The organism is Larkinella sp. C7, from assembly GCF_006149005.1.
Taxonomy (GTDB): domain Bacteria; phylum Bacteroidota; class Bacteroidia; order Cytophagales; family Spirosomataceae; genus Larkinella.
This window is the reverse complement of sequence record NZ_VBSL01000015.1, coordinates 1-22,169: the sequence shown is the minus strand read 5'-3', so window position 1 is coordinate 22,169 and position 22,169 is coordinate 1. Positions and strand designations below refer to the sequence as shown.

Annotated in this window: 17 protein-coding genes; 10 read left to right on the top strand and 7 right to left on the bottom strand. The window is 52.3% G+C overall.

Going from position 1 to position 22,169, the window contains the following annotated elements; genetic code table 11:
- Positions 1 to 343 precede the first annotated feature (343 nt).
- From FH871_RS25980 to FH871_RS25965, 4 genes are all read left to right on the top strand, one after another.
- Positions 344 to 2,509: a TonB-dependent receptor gene (locus tag FH871_RS25980; protein ID WP_138994342.1), complete on the top strand. Its 2,166-nt coding sequence runs from the start codon at positions 344 to 346 to the stop codon at positions 2,507 to 2,509.
- Positions 2,510 to 2,579: 70 nt separating this feature from the next.
- Positions 2,580 to 3,224, top strand: a complete 645-nt coding sequence (locus FH871_RS25975; protein WP_138994341.1) for a hypothetical protein — start codon at positions 2,580 to 2,582, stop codon at positions 3,222 to 3,224.
- A 29-nt stretch (positions 3,225 to 3,253) separates the two neighbouring features.
- Complete coding sequence (locus tag FH871_RS25970) at positions 3,254 to 4,384, top strand: sensor histidine kinase (RefSeq protein WP_138994340.1); 1,131 nt, start codon at positions 3,254 to 3,256, stop codon at positions 4,382 to 4,384.
- 2 nt (positions 4,385 to 4,386) lie between these two features.
- Entirely contained in the window at positions 4,387 to 5,154 is a 768-nt protein-coding gene (locus FH871_RS25965; RefSeq protein ID WP_138994339.1) for a LytTR family DNA-binding domain-containing protein, read from the top strand.
- Positions 5,155 to 5,216: 62 nt separating this feature from the next.
- Here the strand turns inward: FH871_RS25965 and FH871_RS25960 are convergent, their stop codons facing one another.
- A complete protein-coding gene (locus FH871_RS25960) occupies positions 5,217 to 5,429 on the bottom strand; it encodes an AraC family transcriptional regulator (RefSeq protein ID WP_138994338.1) in 213 nt (70 codons plus the stop codon).
- A gap of 208 nt (positions 5,430 to 5,637) precedes the next feature.
- Here FH871_RS25960 and FH871_RS25955 point away from each other — a divergent pair, with 208 nt between their 5' ends.
- The 5 genes from FH871_RS25955 to FH871_RS25935 all read left to right on the top strand — a co-directional run bounded on the left by FH871_RS25955 (position 5,638) and on the right by FH871_RS25935 (position 12,287).
- Positions 5,638 to 6,378: an isoprenyl transferase gene (locus FH871_RS25955; RefSeq protein ID WP_138994337.1), complete on the top strand. Its 741-nt coding sequence runs from the start codon at positions 5,638 to 5,640 to the stop codon at positions 6,376 to 6,378.
- Positions 6,379 to 6,381: 3 nt separating this feature from the next.
- Positions 6,382 to 9,027, top strand: coding sequence for an outer membrane protein assembly factor BamA (gene bamA / locus FH871_RS25950; RefSeq protein ID WP_138994336.1), 2,646 nt, complete (start codon positions 6,382 to 6,384; stop codon positions 9,025 to 9,027).
- 116 nt (positions 9,028 to 9,143) lie between these two features.
- Positions 9,144 to 9,785: an OmpH family outer membrane protein gene (locus FH871_RS25945; protein WP_138994335.1), complete on the top strand. Its 642-nt coding sequence runs from the start codon at positions 9,144 to 9,146 to the stop codon at positions 9,783 to 9,785.
- Positions 9,786 to 9,795: 10 nt separating this feature from the next.
- Positions 9,796 to 10,437, top strand: coding sequence for an OmpH family outer membrane protein (locus FH871_RS25940; RefSeq protein WP_114406791.1), 642 nt, complete (start codon positions 9,796 to 9,798; stop codon positions 10,435 to 10,437).
- 230 nt (positions 10,438 to 10,667) lie between these two features.
- Complete coding sequence (locus FH871_RS25935) at positions 10,668 to 12,287, top strand: hypothetical protein (RefSeq protein WP_138994334.1); 1,620 nt, start codon at positions 10,668 to 10,670, stop codon at positions 12,285 to 12,287.
- A gap of 25 nt (positions 12,288 to 12,312) precedes the next feature.
- Here FH871_RS25935 and FH871_RS25930 read toward each other — a convergent pair whose 3' ends face one another.
- Both FH871_RS25930 and FH871_RS25925 read right to left on the bottom strand, forming a co-directional pair.
- Positions 12,313 to 13,092, bottom strand: coding sequence for a lipoprotein signal peptidase (locus FH871_RS25930; protein WP_138994333.1), 780 nt, complete (start codon positions 13,090 to 13,092; stop codon positions 12,313 to 12,315).
- Between the two features lie 98 nt (positions 13,093 to 13,190).
- Positions 13,191 to 14,399: a proline dehydrogenase family protein gene (locus FH871_RS25925; RefSeq protein WP_229317579.1), complete on the bottom strand. Its 1,209-nt coding sequence runs from the start codon at positions 14,397 to 14,399 to the stop codon at positions 13,191 to 13,193.
- Positions 14,400 to 14,642: 243 nt separating this feature from the next.
- Here FH871_RS25925 and FH871_RS25920 point away from each other — a divergent pair, with 243 nt between their 5' ends.
- The gene (locus FH871_RS25920; RefSeq protein WP_138994331.1) at positions 14,643 to 15,746 is read left to right on the top strand and encodes a chorismate mutase; all 1,104 of its coding nucleotides are present in this window, start codon (positions 14,643 to 14,645) and stop codon (positions 15,744 to 15,746) included.
- A gap of 56 nt (positions 15,747 to 15,802) precedes the next feature.
- Here FH871_RS25920 and FH871_RS25915 read toward each other — a convergent pair whose 3' ends face one another.
- From FH871_RS25915 to FH871_RS25900, 4 genes are all read right to left on the bottom strand, one after another.
- Positions 15,803 to 16,699 carry a DUF4249 domain-containing protein gene (locus FH871_RS25915; protein ID WP_138994330.1) on the bottom strand — a complete coding sequence of 299 codons (897 nt, stop codon included), beginning with the start codon at positions 16,697 to 16,699 and terminating at the stop codon, positions 15,803 to 15,805.
- 10 nt (positions 16,700 to 16,709) lie between these two features.
- A complete protein-coding gene (locus tag FH871_RS25910; protein WP_138994329.1) occupies positions 16,710 to 19,190 on the bottom strand; it encodes a TonB-dependent receptor in 2,481 nt (826 codons plus the stop codon).
- 118 nt (positions 19,191 to 19,308) lie between these two features.
- Complete coding sequence (locus FH871_RS25905; RefSeq protein WP_138994328.1) at positions 19,309 to 20,238, bottom strand: DUF4249 domain-containing protein; 930 nt, start codon at positions 20,236 to 20,238, stop codon at positions 19,309 to 19,311.
- A gap of 7 nt (positions 20,239 to 20,245) precedes the next feature.
- Positions 20,246 to 22,169, bottom strand: a 1,924-nt coding sequence (locus FH871_RS25900) for a TonB-dependent siderophore receptor (protein ID WP_138994327.1), incomplete at its 5' end; no start/stop codon positions are given.

The following is a 22,169-nucleotide window of genomic DNA, read 5'->3' as shown; positions in this document are numbered from 1 at the left end:
TTGGTCTATTTACAGTGGCTAACGCGCCAGCCACCATAAACCCAATACCGCAAACTGAAAACCGTATAATATGGCAGATTTGAGCTAAAGATGCAGTAACCGGTAGTCAATACTCTTTTTGCTGAAATTATTTTTGGGGTAATTTTAGAAATTTGAAATAATATATGGCGGAAAGGCCAGAAATGCGGCTTACTTCTTAAATTTTTTTACAAAATAGGATTCACGGGCTCAATCATCGGCCATTTCCCCCGGTTTATTCCTCCAAAATAGTTCTTCGTCGGAAACCGCTTCGTCTCTCATGAGTTGGCTCCTAGCTTTGAAACCGTACTCGAAGTGATCCGCCATGAAACAACCATTACTTTGCTGTTGCGCCCTATTTTTTTCATCGTTCGTCTGGGCGCAAACGACGATCACCGGTAAAATAACCGACCGCAGAGGGAATGGATTAGCCGGGGCCAACGTCTTCATCGCCGGTTCCTACGATGGCGCTAATACCGATACCACCGGCGCGTTCAGCTTCCAGACCAGCCAGCCAGACACGGCCACCATCGCGGTGAGTTTTGTCGGCTACGAACCGCTTCAGCAAAAACTCCGGCTGACTCAATCCGTGATTCTCTTCACCGCGAAATTGCAGGAAACCGCCACGATGCTCAATACCGTCGTCATTACGGCGGGTGCCTTTGAAGCCAGCGACGAAAAACGCCAGACGGTTTTGAAACCGCTCGACATTGTGACGACCGCCAGCGGGGGAGCCGACATTCCGGCGGTGATGCAGTTGCTGCCCGGTGCGCAACGCGTCGGCGACCAAACCGGGTTGTTTGTCCGGGGTGGGTCGGCTTCCGAAACCCGCACCATCATCGACGGTCTGGTGGTTCAGAATCCGTTTACGAGTGGCGGACCGGATGTGTCGCAGCGGAGCCGGTTTTCGCCTTTTCTGTTCAAAGGAACAGCGTTCAGTACGGGCGGTTATTCGGCCCAGTACGGTCAGGCGCTTTCGTCGGTGTTGTCGCTGAACACCAAAGACCGGGCCGAGGACAACGACGGCATCAGCGTGGGGTTCAATGCGGCCGGCATCAGTCTGTCGGCTTTCAAAAAAGAGCGGATGACGTTTTCGGTGAATTATACCAACCTGAATCCCCTGTTCAACGTCCTGAAACAGAACATTAACTGGATTCACGCACCCGAATCGGGCGGCACGTCGATCATCCTGACGCAGCCCATCGGCAAACGCGGGTTGCTGAAACACTACACCGATGTGTCGGCCAGCTACCAGTCCCTCTCATTCCGGAATTTTACCGGCGATTTCCGGGCGTCGCCCTTCACAGTTCGGAACCACAACGCGCTTTCGATGACGACCTTCCAAACGACCTGGGACGAAGGGCGCTGGGGTCTGCAATCGGGCCTGAGCTACAACTACAACCGCGACCGGTTGGGCATCGATACTGTTCAGGCCCGGACGCAGGAACAGCGGATGCAGGGGCGGGTGGTGTTGACGCGCTCGCTGAGCGACAAGGTTTCGCTGCTGGCCGGGGCCGAACTGCATCGGTATACCTACCAAAACCGCTACGGAATCTGGGGTGGTTCGCTGACGGACTGGTATTCAGCGGTTTTTGTCGAAACTGAAGTTTTTTTTACTCGAAAACTGGCCGTTCGGGCGGGTTTGCGCGGGGAGCGGACGTCGGTCATTGACCGGGCAAATATCGCTCCTCGGTTGTCGATGGCCTATAAAACCGATTCCTACGGACAGGTCTCGCTGGCCGCCGGTCAGTTTTACCAAACGCCCGACCAGACCTACCTGCTGACCAACCCGACGCTGCGGTTCGAGCAGGCCAATCACCTGATTCTGAACTACCAACGCATTCGGGATAACCGGACGTTCCGGGTCGAAACCTTCTACAAAGATTACCGGCATCTGGTGCGGGAAAACACCAACGGTTTTTATGATCCGAACACGTACCGGTTTCCAACCAGCCGAACCAGCAACAGCGGTTTCGGCTACGCGCAGGGTTTTGACGTGTTCTGGCGCGACAAGCAGTCGATGAAAAACGTCGATTACTGGGTTTCGTATTCGTTTCTGGATACCAAACGCCTGTTCCGGAATTATCCGGTTGAAGCCATGCCAACCTTCGCGGCCACGCACACGCTGAACCTCGTTTTCAAGAAATATATCCCGGCGCTGGGCATCAATACCGGGGCCACGTATTCGCTCGCCAGTGGTCGGTCTTATTACAATCCCGGCAGCGATCAGTTTCTGGGCGACAAAACCCGTCCCTACAGCAGTCTGGGCCTGAACATGAGTTACATCCGAATTCTGCCGCGAAAATTTCTGGTCCTTTACGCATCGGTGGAAAATGTGCTCGGAACGAAAAACAACTATGGCTACCGGTACACGCCCGACGGCAGTCAGAAGTTTGCGGTCGTGCCGCCGTTTTACCGGTTTTTCTTCGTCGGAGCCGTGTTGAGCCTGACCCGGAAACCGATTGATCCTGAATTGATTAGTAATCCATAAGGTGCCCGAAGACTTTAACCATTCAACCCTCAAAATCATCTCTCTCAACCATTTCTAACCAGCTAAAACCATGAAAAAAACCGTTCTTTTTCTGACCCTCGCCCTGGTAATTGGGGCCAATGTTCACGCACAAAACGAGAAGTACACGAAAGCGATGGAAGGCGCGATTGCTACTGTGAAATTCATGACGCCCACGCCGGAATTGCAGCAAGCTGCCGGGCAGTTCGAGCGCATCGCCAATGCCGAAACCGCAGAATGGCTACCAGCTTATTGGGCGGCTTACACCTACGTGCTGCTTTCGTTCAAGGAAACGGATGCCGCTAAAAAAGATGCGCTGCTCGACAAGGCTGCTGCGTTTTACCAGAACGTCGCGCAAAAACAGCCGGATAACGACGAAACGATGGTGTTGGCGGCTCAACTGGCCACTGCCCGGCTGGCCGTGGACCCGGAAAACCGCTGGCAGCAATACGTGCCGGAATTTGAAGCAGCTCTCGGCAAAGCCAAAGCAAAAAATGCCGAGAATCCGCGTATTTACGCGCTCCAGGGCCAATCGCTTTTTTACACCCCCGAGCAATACGGCGGGGGAAAAACCGTGGCTTGCCCGTTGTTGAAACAAGCCGCCGAAAAATTCGCTACTTTCAAACCGGCATCGACCATTCACCCCAGTTGGGGCGTGGAAACGAATCAGTATTTGCTGAGCCAGTGTGGTAAGTAAAAAAACGAGCCATCTTTTCTTCAGGTTACATGAGCATCATTCGTCAGCTATCGCAGCGCAGCCCGACGGGCATTATACTGGCTTTACTGGTCTGCGTGATGGGTGTCTATGGCATGAGTGCCATCGTTTACTTTACAACCCAGCTAGCAGCTGATAGACCGGACGAAAATGCGCCGACGCTGTTTGTGGTGGCGAATAATTTGTGTGATGCCTTGTTAGTCGTGGTGATTAGTCAGGGATTTCTGCGGATCGAAGACCGAATTCAGAAAGCATGGGTTCGGCATGTGCTGCTGACGGCCACGATTGTGGTGGTGTCGATGATCGAAAGTATTATCCTGTATGCACTTCTGGGCAATTCGGTTGAAAATGCTTCCGGTATTCCGGGTTGGGTCAGCATTTTTTACGTGTTACCGTCGCCCATTGTGGGAAATCTGTTGTATTATTTCCAGAGCCAGGCCCGCAACGTGACACGCAAAATTACCGAACAGGAATACCAGTTGCTGCACCTGGAACAATTGAAAACCCGGGCCGAACTGGAAGCCCTGCAAGCCAAAATCAATCCGCATTTTCTGTATAACGCCCTGAATTCCATCGCCAGTCTCGTTCACGACGAACCCGACCGGGCCGAACGCATGGTGGTGCTGCTGTCGAAACTGTTTCGGTATACGACCGGCATGAAAAACCGGTATTTCAACCCCATTGCCGACGAGCTGGAGATGGTTCGGACGTATCTGGACGTGGAGCAGGTGCGCTTCGGCGACCGGCTGACTTACCGCATCGATCTGCTCAATCCGGCTTTGAACGAGGTTCAGATTCCGCAGTTTCTGCTGCAACCGCTCGTCGAGAATGCCATCAAACACGGTATTTCGAAAGTGGCTGGGCCGGGTGCCATTATTCTGCGGATTACGGAAGATGACGGTTGGCTCAGTTGCCGGATTCACGACAACGGCCCGGTTTTTCCGGAAGAACTTGTGGCTGGCTACGGACTACAAAGTATTCAGGACAAGCTGAAACTGTTGTACGGCAACGATGCCCGTTTGATTGTTGAAAACAAACCGCGTAAAGAAGTGGTCGTTCAGATAAAGAAAGAACGGCTGAACAACCCGCCGGATGCAATTCAAAAAACAATGTCTCTCGAAAAGCAGTCAATTAAATCATGAGAATGGCCGCTGAATTTCCCCTCCGAACCTTGTTGGCGGACGACGAACCCCTGGCCATCAACCGGCTCCGGCGTTTGTTGGGTGCGTATGGCGACACGTTCGAGATTGTGGGCGAAGCGGGGAATGGGCTGGAAGGTTTGAAAGCCGTGGAAGCCCTCGAACCGGATCTTATTTTTCTGGATATTGAAATGCCGGGACTGAACGGTTTCGAGATGCTGGCGAAACTGCCTTATCTGCCGATTGTGGTTTTTGCCACGGCCTACGACGATTACGCCGTCCGGGCCTTCGAAGAAAACTCCATCGACTACCTCCTGAAACCCATCGAACCGGAGCGTCTGGAAAAAACCGTCGCGCGCATCCGCAAATCGCATTCGGCACCGACGGGTTCCAGTCCGGACTTACGGCATGTGCTGGAACTGCTGAAACCCAAAAAAGAACTGCATTCCATTTCCGTCAAAACCGGCGACCGCATTTTGCTGATTCCACTTGCTACCATTGCCTATTTTGAAGCGGAAGATAAATATGTGTTTCTTCATACCGTTGATGGTCAGCAGTTTTTGACCAATCACACCATTTCGACGCTGGAAGAAAAATTGCCGGATTCGTTCACCCGGATCAGCCGCTCGACGCTCCTGAACTCCCGCCATATTCAGGAAATTCAGCGGCATTTTAACGGGAAGTATGCAGTTATCATGCGGGATAAAAAAGCCACTCAGCTATTAACCGGAAGCAGTTTTCACGATAAGCTGAAAAGCCTGATGGAGTTATAGAGTCGGCTACGACGATACTTCCGCTGTTGGGAGATGGGTTGCCGGATAGCAGCCAAAGCGATTCAGAAAAAGCCGCGAAAAATAGACGACATTCTGACAACGGCGCAGCACACTTCCTTAACCGTCCCATACTGCTGGTTTTCGAGCCATTCACGGACGGTTTGAAGCCGGATTTCCTGCATAAACTGATTGGGTGAAAAACCGGTCAGTTTATGTAGCAGGGTTTCCGGGGATTGTTTGGCGAAAAAAGTGAGGCCCGACACCCGTTGTAACATTGCTTGCTCCGACTTTATTCGCAGGAAGGCCTAAAGGCATGAGGGAGTGAAAGATCGACGGTGTGAAAATATAAATCACTCCCTCGTTGCTTCGCTCCCTCATGCCTTTTAAAACCGTGTGCTTTTTAGTAACTTGCAGCCTGATTTTGATCGGCCCACCTCGTCGGGCCGTCTTTATGTTAAAGTTTGTTAAAACGAATCCGGCTGAATGAAAGAACTCATTGACCTGAGCAATCTGCCCCGACACATCGCCGTTATCATGGACGGAAATGGACGCTGGGCCAAAAAGCAGGGAGCTGCACGGGTGTTCGGCCATCGGAATGCAATCAAAGCCGTCAGAGAAGTAACCGAAGGATGTGCAGAATTGGGCGTGAAGTACCTGACACTCTATACTTTTTCCACCGAAAACTGGAGCCGTCCCAAGATGGAAATCGATGCGCTGATGCACCTGCTGGTGCACACCATCCGGGGCGAAGTTCCTACCTTGATGGAAAACAACGTTCGGTTAACGGCCATTGGCAGCATCAGTACGTTACCCAAAGATTGCCGGTCGGAACTGATCGAAGCCATGCGGTTGACGGAGAATAACGACGGCCTGAATTTGAATCTGGCGTTGAGTTACAGCGGAAAATGGGATATTCTGGAAGCCACTAAAAAGCTGGCCCGACAGGTACAGGACGGAACCCTGACGCCCGACCAGATCAATGAAGACGTGTTTGCCGGCGCGCTGGCAACCGAAGGCATCGACGAGGTCGATCTGATGATCCGGACGGGTGGCGATCACCGCATCAGCAATTTTATGCTCTGGCAATTGGCTTACGCAGAACTCTATATTATTAATGACGTGTTGTGGCCCGATTTCCGTAAACCACATTTGTGGGAAGCGATTCTGACTTATCAGAACCGTGAACGGCGTTTTGGAAAAACCAGTGAACAACTCGTAAAGTGACGTATGAAAGGAACTCCTACCACCTTGGTATTTTTGAGCAGGAAACGATTTTTGGCGGGAGTGGTCTCGCTGACGCTGTTCATCGCGCTGTCGGCGCAGGCGCAGGTTCGGCCGGGATTCGGGGGCGGACGTATTACGACGGGCCAGTCGCCAATCTCCTCAACGCCTTCCCTCATCGAGCTGAACTACGCCGATCCGAAAGAGTACGAAATTGAAGGGCTTACCGTAACCGGAAACAAATACCTCGATCCCAACTCCCTGCTCTCGCTGACGGGTTTGAAAGTCGGTGATAAAATCCGGATTCCGGGCGAAGCCATCAACGGAGCCATCAAACGTCTGATGGGACAGGGACTGCTCGAAGATGTCGAGATCCTGGCCACCAAAGTCGACGGTTCGCAGGTAACCCTCAATGTATCGATCAAAGAGCAACCCCGCCTGTACAAGGTAACGTTCGTCGGGATTAAAAAATCAGAACAGGACGCGCTGAAGGACAAGATAAAATTGAACCTGGGGCGTCTGATTTCCAACACGTTAATCAAAAATACGCAACTGAGTGTCAAGAAGTATTTCGTTGAGAAAGGCTACCTGAACACGAAAGTGAAAATCCTGTCGGTGCCAACCGATAGCACCCGCAACCAGGCTACCATGCGGGTGTCGATCGACAAGGGAAGCAAGGTCAAGATTAACAACATCGAGATTCGCGGCCGGGAACTGGTGGACGAGTCGAAAATCCGGATGAAAATGAAAGGTACCAAGCAGATGCGGTTTGGCCGCCTGTTTACGCCTTCCAAGTTCGTTCCGAAGAAATTTGAAGAAGACAAACAGAAGATTGTCGAGTTTTACAACAAAGAGGGCTACCGGGATGCCGCCGTCACCTTCGACTCGGTCTACGCCCACGACGACCGGACCGTCAATATCATCATGAACATTGACGAGGGGCAGAAATACTACGTTCGCACCATTAGCTGGGAAGGCAATTACCTGTATACCGACGAACAGTTGACGCAGGTTCTGGGGCTGAAAAAAGGCGATGTATACAGCAAAGAAGACATTGAGAAAAAGAAAAACGGGATTCCCGGCAGTGACCTGAGTTCAGCTTACATGGACCGCGGGTACCTGTATTTCAACGCCGAAGACGTGATCAAAAGCGTGGAAGGCGATTCGCTCGACATTGAATTCCGGATTTTTGAAGGCAAGCAGGCCACCATCAACCGGATCATCCTGAACGGAAACACCAAAACCAGTGACCACGTCGTGTTGCGGGAAATCCGGACACTGCCCGGTCAGAAGTTCAGTAAAACCGACATCATCCGGACACAGCGCGAATTGTCGACACTTGGTTATTTCGATCCGGAAAAGATCGGCATCAACCCGGTTCCACAGCCCGATGGCACGGTAGACATTGAATATACGGTCGAAGAAAAACCGAGTGACCAGATTGAATTGTCCGGTGGCTGGGGTGGTTACGTCGGATTTGTCGGTACGCTGGGTCTGGTGTTCAACAACTTCTCGGCGCGCAACATCACCAACATGAAAGCCTGGCGGCCGTTGCCAGCGGGTGACGGGCAGAAACTGGCCCTGCGTTTTCAGGCCAACGGACGGCAGTTCCAGACCTACTCACTGACGTTTACCGAACCGTGGCTGGGTGGAAAACGGCCTAACTCGTTCTCGGTGAGTTTGTCGCGCACGGTCTATCGCATTTCGGATTATAACCAGTTGTATACCAATCCGAGTGCTTACGGTAAAAACTTCCTGGGATCTTACGGAAACACCATGATTTCTCTGGGTCTGGGCCGCCGATTGCGTTTCCCGGATGACTTTTTCCAGTTGAGCAATTCGCTGACCTACCAGCGGTATGAATTGAACAACTACGATATTTTCGGCATCGGTCTGCGCGACGGTACATCCAATAGCATCACCTTCAACAGCACCCTGGCCCGGAACAGCATCGATAATCCGCAGTTCCCCCGGTCGGGTTCGTCGATCTCCCTGCTGGCCACCTTCACCCCGCCTTACTCGGCGTTCTCGAACAAGACCACAAATGCGAATGTGGACGTGAAAGACCGGTACAAGTGGGTTGAATACCACAAGTGGATGTTCGATGCCAGTTGGTTTGCCACCGTAACCGGTAAACTGGTTCTGAATGCCCGCGCCCACATGGGCTTCCTGGGGCGGTATAACAACCGGACGGTTTTCAGTCCTTTTGAGCGGTTTGTGTTGGGTGGTTCAGGTTTGGCTGGTACAGGACAGTTTGCGCTCGCCCAGGACATCATCGGTTTGCGCGGGTACAATGACCGCGATGTCTACACGGGTCTGAACGGTGTTTCACCCACCCCATTGGAACGGTCGCAGGGCGGTTTGGCGTTCAGCAAATACGTGATGGAACTCCGGTATCCGGTCTCGCTGAACCCGTCGGCAACGATTTTCGTTCTGACCTTCCTGGAGGCAGGAAATAACTGGGGAAGCTTCAAAAGCTACAATCCGTTTGACCTGAAACGGTCGGTGGGTGCAGGGGCACGGATCTTCATGCCCGCCTTTGGGTTGATCGGAATTGACTATGGTTACGGTTTCGACCGGATGCCGGGATCACCGACCCGCGTCGGACCGGGCGGTCAATTCCACTTTACAATTGGGCAGCAGATCAGATAAGAAATCGGGCTTTGAGACGTTATTAGGAGATGCAAAACAGGTAACTCGTTGACCGTAATGGGTTCATGCAGAATAAAATAATGTCGAAGCACACTGGTTTTGTTTCAAAAAATGTCATGAAAAAAGGACTTATTTTTGTAACTTTGCTCTCCTTTTCGGCTTTTGGGTCGGTACAGGCGCAAAAAATTGGGTATGTTGACTCGGAATTTATTACGAGCAAAATGCCTGCTTACCAGAAAGCGCTGACGGAGATCGACAAATTTGCCGAGAAATGGTCGAAGGATATTCAGGATAAATATTCGGAGATCGACAAATTGCAAAAGACCTATCAGGCCGAAGAAATCCTGCTGACGGAAGACATGAAGCGGGATCGGTTGCGGATCATTAGCGATAAAGAGCGCGAAGCACGGGAGTATAACAACAAAGTGTTTGGGTACGAGGGCTTGTTGTTTGAGAAAAAGAAAGACCTGATGAAACCCGTGACCGAAACCGTGATCCGGGCCATCGACAAAGTGGCGGCTCAGAAACGACTGGACATGGTGCTCGATAAAGCCAGCGAAGGGGTTGTCCTGCTTTTTACCAATCCGAAGCACGATTACACCGACTACGTCATGGAAGAGTTGGGGTTGACGGCCGATCAGAAAGCCAAAAACGCCCCGGCGTCCGAACCCGTGAGTACCAATCCGCCGGAGAAGGAATTAAACCCGGCGGGCAATTCTAAATCTAATACCAGTAAACCTACAAAACAACCAAAATAACGAGGTAGAAATGAAAAACAAACTCATTGCACTGGCAGTAACTCTGCTATTAGGAGGTAGCCAGGTGTGGGCACAGGCGCAACAACCGGCCACGACAGCGGCCCCGACGGCTTCTGTGAAGATTGGTTATACGAATATGGAATACATCCTGCAAAATATGCCGGAAAGCAAAGATATTCAGAACCAGATTACCATTCAGCGTACGCAGTTGGAGAAAAATTACCAGGAAATGTCCAAAGAATTTCAGGACAAACTGGCTGCTTACGAGAAGGGTCAGGCCCAGATGTCTGATTTGATCAAAGCGGATAAAGAAAAGGAATTGCAGGGACTGCAGCAGCGGATTCAGGAGTTCCAGGCAAACTCGTCGACCCAGTTGCAAACGAAATACAACCAGTTGGTCAACCCGGTGATGCAAAAAATCCAGAAGAACATCGACGCGGTTGCCAAAGAGAGCGGCTTTACGTTCATTTTTAACCTCGATGCAGGTTCCGGTACGATTCCGGTTCTGCTCTATGCCCCCGAGGAAAACGATGTGACGGAGTTGGTGTTTAAAAAGATGGGGGTTGCTCTTCCGTCGAAACAGGCCGCGGCACAGCCGGCAGCCAATCCAACGACGGCAAAACCGACGACTCCCGCTCCGAAGAAAAACTAACCGATACCATCAAGAGAACGGAAGCCGTCCAGCAATGGGCGGCTTTTTGTTTATCAGCCACCCGCAGACCTTAAATTGAACGAAATCGTGCGTCAACTTTTTCTTAAATTAGTACAAAAAAGGTGGTGCATTGAGAATCGTTTCATCAATTATACGTTGTGTTTACGGTTTCCATGAAATCTATCTATTATTTTTACGTTACACTTACAAACCATCGGTGACGATTCCTCATGTTTCAAAAAATAGGGAGTATAGTTACTTTATTCGTAATCTTAACCAGACTGACCGCTTTAGCGCAGGAAGCTAAATCTCTTCAAATAATCCTACCTCATCAGTTGGACCGGCAAAACGCGAACTGGAATGTCGTCTCAGAAGGCCAGACCATCGATGTGCTGATCAGAGCCGGGGGCAGCAAGACCGATTCGGTGACCTATGCCATTAAGCAGGGACAGATGGAAGGAATGACGCTGGACTCGACGGGCCACTTCCGGTGGACACCGGGCTTTGACCTAGCCGACCGGATCAATACAACCAAAAGCATTCCGCTGATTTTCGAAATTCGCAATAAGCAGGGCGAAACCGCCACGCAGTCGGTCGACATTAAAGTACAGCATGTCAACCGACCGCCGATTATTGGTGATTTGCGGCCTTTTTACGTTCGCAACAAAACGCAGAATGTTTATAAAATCGATGCGGCTGCCGTTCGCGATGAAGACAATGATCCCGTAGTTTTTATTCCCATTGCCGACCAGATGCCGGAGAGTTCGAAACTGACGGCGCAGGGCGAATTTACATGGCAGTTATCTCTCAACCAGTTCAACCATTTGAGGGCCAACAAGGGGCAATACATTGAGTTCTGGGTCGAAGATCAACCCGCCAAATCCCGGACGAAAGGGCGTTTGAAAGTGGAAGTAACCCAGATGGATGTGCCGCCGGAAATTACCCTGATCCCGGAAGAACCGCGGGTAAAGATCAAGGAAAATGCCACAGTCAACCTGAAGTTTTACCTGGGTGATCCCAACGGCGACGACGACATTACCACCTTCGATTTTCTGTCGGAAAGTCAGGAGGTACCGAAGAGCGCGCTGCGGAAAAATACCGAAACCAATTATGAATTCATCTGGAAACCCGGTTATGATTTCGTCAAGGACCCGTTTGATTCACTGGCGTTTCAGATCGTGTTTTTTGCCCTGGATAAAGGCCAGAACCGGGCAGAGCGTAAAATCAATTTTACGATCTACAATGCGGTTAACGAAGATGAAAAAGACCGCTATTTTTACGCACAATACCGTCAGGCTTTGGTGACGGCCTGGAATTTACTGGAGCAGTTGGGCGAGAAAGAAGAAGAACTGAAAAAAAGCTACCGGCGCGCCAAAAAAGGGAAGCGAAATCGTTCGGTTGCCAATGCATCGCTGGGTGCCGTAACGGGCGTAACTCCCGCCGTTATTGCCAATAACAAAAGCACAACGGTTCAAACCAATTTGCGCTATGTTTCGGCGGTGGGCGGAACGGCGGTTTTGACGATGGGAACGCTGGAGGCTACGGAAGTAATTGGAAAATCGATGAAAGATCTGCTCGACCGGTTTAATTACGTGATGAGCAAAAAAAGTGAACTACAGAATAAAGGCGATGTCTTTGCACGGGAGTTTGCGTTGAAGGCCACGCGCCGGAACCAGGATTTTGTGCGGAAACTGGACGATTTTCGCGCAGCACTGAGCCTTTCCGGGCTGGTTGCCCTGGAGTTGGATGCTGCCTGGAGAAGCAAGTCGGAAGCAAGTGACAAAGCCCTGAAGCAAATGTTCAAGGACTTCACACCGCTGGAAGAGAAACAAACCAGCAGCCGCCAATAGGAATGCCCCAGTCCCAATTATGAAACTACAGTCCGTGGGGGCTGTCTTCCGGCGAGTTTCGGGGGCGTTGCGGGCTGGATTGCGGATCGTCGGTTGAAACCGGATCGGGATCTTTTTCCGTTGCATCGGAGTCGGTGGGCGTCGTTTCGTCAAACTCGCTGGCGGGAAGCACCGACGCCGTATCGGGCGACAGATCGTCGGGCAGCAGGCCATCCTCTTCGTGTTGCTCCCGGAAAAACCGGCGTTGAAAAAACAGGATGATACAGACGCCGACGAAAATGCAGGAATCCGCAATGTTAAAGATCGGGGTCGAATAGTATTGTCCGCCCCAGATCGGTATCCATTCGGGCAAAAAGCCCTCCCAGACATCTACAAAAACCATGTCGATGACCTGCCCGTGAAACCAGGGCGTGGTGGAACCATAGGGCGCATTATCGAGAAAAACACCGTAGAACGTGCTGTCGATGACGTTGCCTACGGCACCGGCCAGAATCATCGCCATGGCCCACAACAGCCCGTTGGGAGCACCCCGGTGGGCCAGATGCACCAGATACCAGCCAATGCCGGCCATGGCCACCAAGCGGAACAAACTCAGCAGCAATTTGCCGTATTCGTGGCCCAGCTGCATGCCAAAGGCCATGCCTGGATTCAGAACGTAATGCAGTTTAAGCCAGTCACCAACCAATCGGATCTGCCCCGCAAACCCCGGTTCCATATTGAAATGCACCAGGAGTTTGGAAGACTGATCGATTGCGATTAACAACAGACTTAATAAAAAAAACTTAAGCGGACTTTTCTTTACCATGACTTATAACATAAAAATCACCCGGTTGGTCAGACTTGGTCAGCGGCCAGCCGGGTGACGGTTTTGGAGTGTAAAGCTCCTAAAATCGGTCTATCTACTTATTTTTGACAGCTTTTCCGACGTTTCAACTCATTCTTCACGAGGAGATACTCACGGCTGCTTTGTCCGGCAATCGACTTGTTTTCGGCGGCCCGGCGGAATAAGTAAGGCATTACGGCTTCAACGGGGCCGTAGGGAACGTATTTGGCCACGTTGTAGCCGGCATATGCCAGATTGTATGAAATATTGTCGCTCATGCCCAGCAACTGGGCAAACCAGATGTGCGTATCGTTGGGTGCAATCCGGAGTTCCTGCATCCGGTTGATGCAATAATGGCAACTGTATTCGTTGTGGGTCCCAAGACAAATCGACACGGTATCACGGTTATCGAGGCAAAACTCGACGGACTGGTTGAAATCGCGGTCGGTTTCGGCTTTTGTGTGGTGGATTGGGTCGAGGTATTCTCCTTCGTGGGCCTGAATGCGTTCTTTCTCAATGTAGGCACCCCGTACGAGTTTAGCACCCAGAAAGTAGCCTTTGGAACGGGCCATTTGCGTGCTTTTTTTCAGGTTATCGAAACTGTCGGAGCGATACAACTGGTACGTATTGTAGACAATACATTGCTGGTGGTTATACCGGTCCATCATTTCGTAGGCCAGCTTGTCGATGGTATCCTGAATCCAGCTTTCTTCGGCGTCGATAAAAATCCGGACGCTGCGCTCGCTGGCTCTTTTGCAGAGGATATCGACCCGTTGCCGAATTCGTTCGTAGGCATCCTGTTCTTCATCACTCAATTCCGTTCCGGACTGGGCTTTTTCCAGCAGGTCGGTAGAACCGATTCCGGTAACTTTGAAAACGCAAAACGGAATGTCGTTCGATTCACTGGCGCGCTCGATGGTTCGCAGAATTTCCAGAACCGTTTCGTCGAAAGACGCTTCATTGTCTTCCCCTTCAACGGAATAATCCAAAATAGTGCCGACGCGCCCGCTGTGCAGTTTTTGGATGGTTTTTTCACAATCGCGGATGGTTTCGCCCCCACAGAACTGCTCGAAAATCGTACTCTTAATGAGTTTTTTTACGGGAAGTTGAAGTTTGAATGCCAGTTTGATAAAAAAAGTGCCTAAATTTACCAGCCAACCTTGATTCATCAACGCAAATAACCAATACGTTTTACGAAGTTTCCCGTTAGACTGGGAAGAGAAGGCAATCGATGTGTCTTCAAACGAGACGGACTTGGTGGTTGTGGCCCGCTGAACAATCGTTGGCATAGAAGAAGAACTTCGGTTTGACATAATCACTGTCTGATGCACCAACTTGTGATCCGAAAGTTAAAACTTGTTTTCGGTATTCCTAACACTGACCTATAAACTTGTTTTGACCTCGTTTTGTTGTCAGCGCAAAAGGGATGTAAAGTTAACTGAAAACGCCTGTATCTACAGCTAATATACTAAAATTTTTTAATAAAAAGTTCCCGGTAGAGTAATAGGAGTATTAAACGATTGAGTACGAGTATGAAGCCAAGTTTAGAAGTCCTGCCGCTGAATAGCTGGATAGAGACGAACGGAAAACCGCTCATTATATCGGGGCCGTGCAGCGCCGAAACCGAAGAGCAATTAGTTGAAACCGCCCGCCAGTTGGCTCAATTGGGTGCGGTTCATGTCATTCGTGCCGGTGTATGGAAGCCCCGCACACGCCCTGGCAGCTTTGAAGGCATGGGAGAAGCGGCTTTGCCGTGGATTCAGCGCGCCAAAGCCGAAACCGGGTTGCCGTTTGCGGTGGAAGTCGCCACCCCCGAGCACATCGAACTGGCGTTGAAATACGGTGTCGACATCCTGTGGGTCGGTGCCCGCACGACGGTAAACCCTTTTAATGTACAGGAAATTGCGGATGCACTGCGTGGTGTCGACGTACCGGTATTGGTAAAAAATCCAATTAACCCGGATCTCGCCCTCTGGATTGGGGCCTTCGAACGGATTGCCGGAGCGGGTATCACCAAACTGGGCGCAATTCACCGAGGTTTCTCTACCGGTGAGGCTTCGAAATACCGCAACATTCCGCTGTGGCAAATTGCGATCGAACTGAAATCGATGTTCCCGAACCTGCCCATCATCGGCGATCCGAGCCACATGGCCGGCAAGCGCGCGTATTTGCAGGAACTGGCACAAATGCAGATGGATCTGAACTACGACGGTCTGATCGTCGAGTCGCACATCGATCCGGACAATGCCTGGAGCGACGCGGCTCAACAACTGACGCCGGCGGCTTTCGGCCAAATGCTGGAGCACCTGCACATCCGCAAAGTGGATTCGCAAAACATCGAATTCCAGGGTGCCATGGAGCAAATCCGGAGCAAAATCGATAACGTGGACCGGCAACTGGTCGAGATGCTGGCCGCCCGCATGGCCCTCGTCGAGAAACTGGCCGAATACAAGCGCGAAAACAACGTAACCGTCTTCCAGCCCGATCGTTGGAAAGAAGTACACGAAACGCGCGCAAAGCAGGGCCAGAAAATGGGCCTGTATCCGGAACTGGTGGAAGAAATCTTCAAGATCATCCACATGGAGTCGATCCGGAAGCAGACGGAAGTGATGAACAGCAACGAGCAAAGCGCGTAAATACCACACGCTTTACCTGATAAATCAGACCTGTAAGTAATTCTTGCAGGTCTTTTTTATTGCAGTATAACCGTCTGTGTCGAGCGGCTGTAAGCGCCGAAGCAACCTAAACCGCCCCGGATGTTGGTCGGGATCGGTACGGGTTCGGCAAATGGATTGCTTTCCACCTCTTGTTGCCGTAGCAGAGCTTGGTGATACCGGTAATAATCGGCATTCAGATGACGCAAATCGGCTGTCAACACAAACGGTTTGCTGAACAGCGTCGGAAAAAAAGGCTGGTTGGACGGAATCGAAGCGCCGATGTAGCCGGGATCAGAAACCATCCGCCCGCCCTTGCTTTCCCGATCGGTATACAACCCCTGTTGCCCAACAAACCGAACCGGTTCGCGGATCGTCTTTTCGGGCGAACAGCCGAAACAGTGGTAAGTGACGATTCCTTCCGTTTGGTAATAACCGGTTTGGCCGGGACGGTCGGACCAGGCATACCGCGCGAAAAACCGTTTTCGCACCTGATCGTTTTCCAGAACCACTTCCGAATCCAGCCGGACCTGCTGCAACGAAACCGCTTCGGGTACCGTGGTGCTGGCTTCCACCGATTGTCCATCCGGCGTTTGTATGCTTAACTGATAAGTCTCTCCGACCCGAATCGGGAACTGGTTCGGGGAAGCCCGGTAATAACGGAGCCGGGGGTGATAGGTCAGGACAATGCTGCGGGAGCCGGTTTGCAGCGTCACGGTTGCGTTGGCAATCTCCAGATTGGTCACCGTTTCATCGTCCAGAATCGGGCGGGAACGGGCCACTTTGGCCGCCAGTACGGTGTCCTGGGGGGATATAAAACAGGCCACCAGCAGTTTGACCGGTTGGTCTGCCAGTTGCTGCGGTTGCACTTCCTGCCGCAGATTCTGGCAGGAAACCAACCCCAAAATACCAAGAAGCCATCCAAACTTTTTCATACCCTTGTCTTCAAAATGAAACCGTATAACTGACCGACGGCACCGCCGGGAATAGCGAATATTTGTACAGCACGCTTTTGGAATGTTTGCCCGCCCCCTGGTCTTTGCCTTCCAGCGAATAGTAAAAGGGATTCCGGCGGTTATACAGGTTGTAGACCCCGACTTCCCAGGTTCGGGCAAAGTGTTTTCGCTGTTTGTAAAACCGGCAACCGACATCCAGCCGGTGATAAGCCTCCGCCCGAAACCCGTTTCGCGGGCCGTATTCCTTGACGTTGGGTGCCGTTCCGAACAACTGCTGTTGCGGATTGCCGGAGTTCACCGCAGAAGCGGGGCGGTTTTCATAGCCGGAAAACCGGGAAATGGGCAACGTCAGTGCCTGTCCGGTTCCGTAAACCCAGGTACCGGATAGCGTAATGCCGGGTTTGAGTTCGTAGAGACCCACCAACGAGGCATCGTGACGCCGGTCGTAGCGCGGATGAAATTTCACGCCCCCATTCAGGGCCGGAAACTGCCACCACGTCCAGGAAAGCGTGTAGCCCGCCCAGCCGGAAAACCGCCCGTTTTTTTTCTGCAAAAGCACTTCGCTCCCGTAGGCCCAGCCCCGGCCGGCCGTAATGTTGCTTTCCCAGGGTTTGGCTTCGGTGGTTTGCGCGGGTTCGGTGGTCAGAAAACTCGCGCCTTCGGCGTAGCTGATGCTGTTTTTCAGGCGTTTGTAATAGCCTTCGAGCGTCAGCGTCAGGTTGCGGGTGGTTTTTTCGGGGTGAATAAAGTCTTTCGCTAAACCGACCGCGAGCTGTTGGGCCTGTTGCGGACGAATCCGGTCGGTGGTCGGAATCCAGAGGTCGGCGGGCAAACCGGCGCCATTGTTCGACAACAGGTGCGTATACTGCGTCATCAGCGCGTACGACAATTTCAGCGAGGTCGTACTATCGATCTGGTAAGCCATCGACAGCCGGGGTTCAGGCCGAAAATACTGAACCGGCCGACCTCCGGTGCGCGGCCCGGGAATTTCGGGCTGCTCGACCGACTTTCCACCAACCGAACCCGTTCGGAGCAACAGGAAATGGCTGAGTCGAAAACCGGCATTCAAATTCCAGCGGGAAGCCGGTTTCCAGGTATCTTCGGCATACAGCCCCGATTCCAGCACGTCGATGAAAAGCCGGGACGAGGCCGGGTCGACATCGCCCGTTGTCACCACGGCTCCGGGAGTAAACCGGTGTTGTGTGCTTTGGATTCCGACCCGAAAGTGGTGGTTTTCCGGGAAATAGTCGACGGCATATTTCAGGGATAAATCCCGAATCCCGGAGCGGTAGCGGAGTGAATACCGAAGGACCGACGTATCGCGCCTGCCGCTTTCATTGGCAACTGCCAGGCGGTATTGATTGTAAACGAGCGAGAGATTGGCCAACCAACGTTCGGAAACCGCGTGAGTCCAGCGGAGCGTTGCCGTTGCATTGCGCCAGGTAAGGCTTCCCTGCAACGGGCTATTACCAGACTGCTGGCGGTTGAAAAACGCATCCCGGCCCCAATAACCGCTCAGGAACAGCTGGTCATTGCCGTTCAATCGGTAGTTCAACCGGGCATTCAGATCGTAAAAATAGGTGCTGTTCCGGGGCGACTCCGATTGGGAGGATGCGGCAAACGGGCGCGTGACGAGATCGATGTAAGTCCGGCGACCCGCCACCAGAAAGGTAGCCGGGTGCTTCGCCGACTGTTTTTTGCCGAGCGGCCCTTCCAGCAGCAGGCGCGAAGCCACCAGCCCCAGACTCGCTTCCCCAACCCGTTTTTCCTTGTTACCTTCTTTCGTCGTCACTTCGATGACCGACGACAGCCGCCCGCCATACCGCGCCGGAAAACCGCCTTTGGTCAGTTCGACGTTCCGGACGACGCTGCCGTTGAAGGCCGAAAAAAAGCCCAGCAAATGGCCGGAATTGTAGAGCACCGCATCGTCGAGGAGAATCAGATTCTGGTCGGGGCCGCCCCCCCGTACGTAAATGCCGGTCGTGCCTTCGGAGCCTTTCTGCACGCCCGGCAGGAGTTGTAAAACCCGCAAAACGTCTTTTTCGCCGAGCAAAGCCGGTATTTTTTCGATTTGCCCGCCCGAAATGCTGAGCTGGCTCATTTGCGGAATGCGGCTGATGATGGGCTGACTCGCTGCTGAAAGAACTGTCAATTCCCGAAGCGTTTGCCCGACCGGCAGGAAAACCACGAGCGACTGCGGAGTTCGGAGCGAGACAGTTTTGGTTACCGTTTGATAACCTACGAAAGAAAAAACCAGTGTCAGACTGTCGTTACCCGGAAGGGTCAGGGTGAAAAAACCGTTCAGATCAGTTGTTGTGCCGGTGGTTTTGTCGGGCGTGTAAACGTTGACACCAGCCAGCGGATTTTCCCGGCTTTCTTCAAAAACCGTCCCGCTGACGGTATGCCGATCCTGTCCCGGACTGCTGAAGCCGGAAACAAGCAGGCACAGCACGATCAGCAGGCGTTTCATCCGGCAGCGCGTTGATGATGAATCGGTTATCCAAGATACGATTTATCGGACAATGTCGATGACCTTACCTCGCATTGCTGTGTACGAAAACCGCCCGGTTTTGGATGCGTAGCCGTGATTATTTCAGGATTTTTGTAATCGTCGAGCGGTTATAGGCTCCGAAGCAGCCCAGACCGCCCTGGATGTTGGTGGGAATCAGAACCGGTTCGGCAAAGGGATTGCCACCGGTTTGGCTCTGGCGTAGAACGGCCTCCTGATACTGATAATAATTGGCATCGACGTGGAGCAGATCGATGGTACAGTGGGCGCGTTGGGAATACTGGAACAGGATTTGTTGACGGCCTCCGAAAATCCCTAAAAAACCGCGTGCTGAACTCAGGATTTCGCCATCGCGTTGCCGGTCGTCCGTCAGGTCGCGGGTTTCGCTGTTCCGACGGTAATCGATCAACGTAGACTGCCACTGGGGTTCGGGGGCATTGGGATAGTCAGGCCGGATCGGTAAATAGTTGAGTGTGCCGGCAACCCGGTAAAAATTTTCTTCACCCGCCGGGTCCTGCCAGTTTACGCGCACAAAATAGTCTTTACCGGAAAAGCCATTCTCAAAAGTTGGGATCGAATCCAGTACCACTTCTCGGGGAGCAACCGCCTTCGGAACGGTGCAAACCGCTTCAACTTTCCTGCCGTCGGGGATTTGAACCGTCAATGTATACCGTTGACCAGCGACAATGGGGACCTTCTTCGGATCGGCCCCGTAATAATATTGGCCCTGGTATTTACCGTCACGGCGTTCGAAGACAATCGAGCGAACGCCATCCGAAAGGGTAATGGTGGCGTTGCTCACCCGCTTGTCGTAACCGCTATTTTCGCCCAGAACCGGTTTCGACAGAGAAACCTCCGCCGTCAATACCGTATCCTGCGGAGCAATGAAGCAGGCTACGACGATCTTCTCGGCTTCGGCATTGATCAGGGCCGGGTCCACTTCCTGCTTCAGACTTTCGCAGGCCATCAGGCCGCTCAGGCAACACAAAACAGCGATACAGTTTTTCATACGGTTTTCAGAACTTGAAATTGTAACTGATCGATGGCACAACGGGGAAAACGGAATACCGGTACAAGACGGTTTTGCTGGGCTTCCCTTGTCCCTGATCCTTGGTATCGAGCCCGTAAAAGAACGGGTTTCGGCGATTGTAGAGGTTATACACGCTGAATTCCCAGGTGCGTTCGTGGTACTTTTTCTTTTTGTGAAACTGAACACTCAAATCCATGCGGTGATACGGTTCGGCCCGGAAACTGTTCTTCTGGGTACCGTATGCTTCAACCTGATTCCATAAGTTCAAATAAGGGGTATTATTGCTGTAGTAGGAATCATACAGGGGTTGGTGCGTAGCGGCCTGGTATTCGCTGGTGGGCACGGTCAGGGCCTGGCCGGTGCCGTATACCCAGGTTCCGGATAGCGTAATGCGGGGGCTGATTTCATAAATTCCAACGACGGACGCATCGTGCCGACGGTCGTAACGGGGGAAGAATTTCTGGCCAAAGTTCAATTCGGCAAACTGCCACTGCGTCCACGACAGGGTATAGCCCACCCAGCCTGAAAACCGGCCGACCTTCTTCTGTAACAACACTTCCGCTCCGTACGACCATCCTTTTCCACGGGTTACGTTATCTTCCCACCGCACTTTTTCGGCCGAGGTGGGGTCATTGAGTAATAAAAAGCTGGCTCCTTCGCGGTAGTTGATGATGTTGTTCATCGTTTTGTAATAACCTTCGACGGTCAGGGTGAGCCCCCGGGTGGCGCCTTGATCCGCAAAATCTTTGGCAATCCCAACCGCGATTTGTTCGGACTGCTGCGGTTTGATCCGATCGGTGGTTGGCACCCACAAGTCGGTCGGCAAACCGATTCCGGTATTGGACAGCAAATGCACATACTGGTTCATCAGCGCATACGACGCCTTGACCGACAAACTGGGCTTGAGGATATAAGCCGCCGAAACGCGCGGTTCGGGCCGGAAATAATTCACCTGCTTCTGCACGAAATGGCTCAGCCGCAGTCCCCCGTTGATTCGCCAGCGGCTGTTTGGTCGCCAGCTATCTTCCGCGTACAGTCCCGACTCCAGGACATCAATGGCGTCAACTTCCTGCTTAAACTGGTTGATGTCCGTATTTTTCAACACCACGGCGCTGGGCGTAAACCGGTGAAACGTACTCTGAACACCGAACCGCAAGGAGTGCTGGGGGGACGGATAAAAATCGACGTCGTGCTTGATCGAGAAATCCCGAATACCCGAACTGTAGCGTAGCGAAAAGGCCTCCTGATCCTGAAAATTCAACTCATCAGATGAAATCTGAAATTTGTAATTGCTGAAAATGAGCGAGGTATTGGAGAAGGCTTTCTCGGAAATAAGATGATTCCACCGCAAGGTAGCCGTGGCATTCCCCCAGTTCAGTCCAATGTTAGTGCCTTCTTTTTTGTCGTTGACGTAAAACCGGTCCTGGCCGAAATAACCGCTCAGATACAGCTTGTTTTTCGGCCCGAAATCGTAATTGGCTTTGGCATTCAGATCATAGAAGTAATAACCCGCTATCGTCTCCCCATTGGATTGTTGCTTGATGAGGGGCCGGGCCACAAAATCCAGGTACGTCCGGCGGGCCGACACCAGAAACGACGACGACCCCGCCCCCGATTTCTTTTTGGTCAGCGGGCCTTCCAGCGTCAGCCGCGACGCAATCAGGCCAATTCCGCCTTCGCCGTGGAGTTTTTCCTTGTTGCCCTCTTTCATGTTCATCTCAATCACCGACGACAGCCGCCCGCCGTAGCGCGCCGGAAAACCGCCTTTGATCAGCTCCACACTCTTGAGCGCGTCGCCGTTGAAAACCGAGAAAAAGCCGAACAGGTGATTGGCGTTATACACCACGGCATCATCCATGATCACCAGGTTCTGGTCGGGGCCGCCCCCGCGGACGTAAATCCCGGTGCTG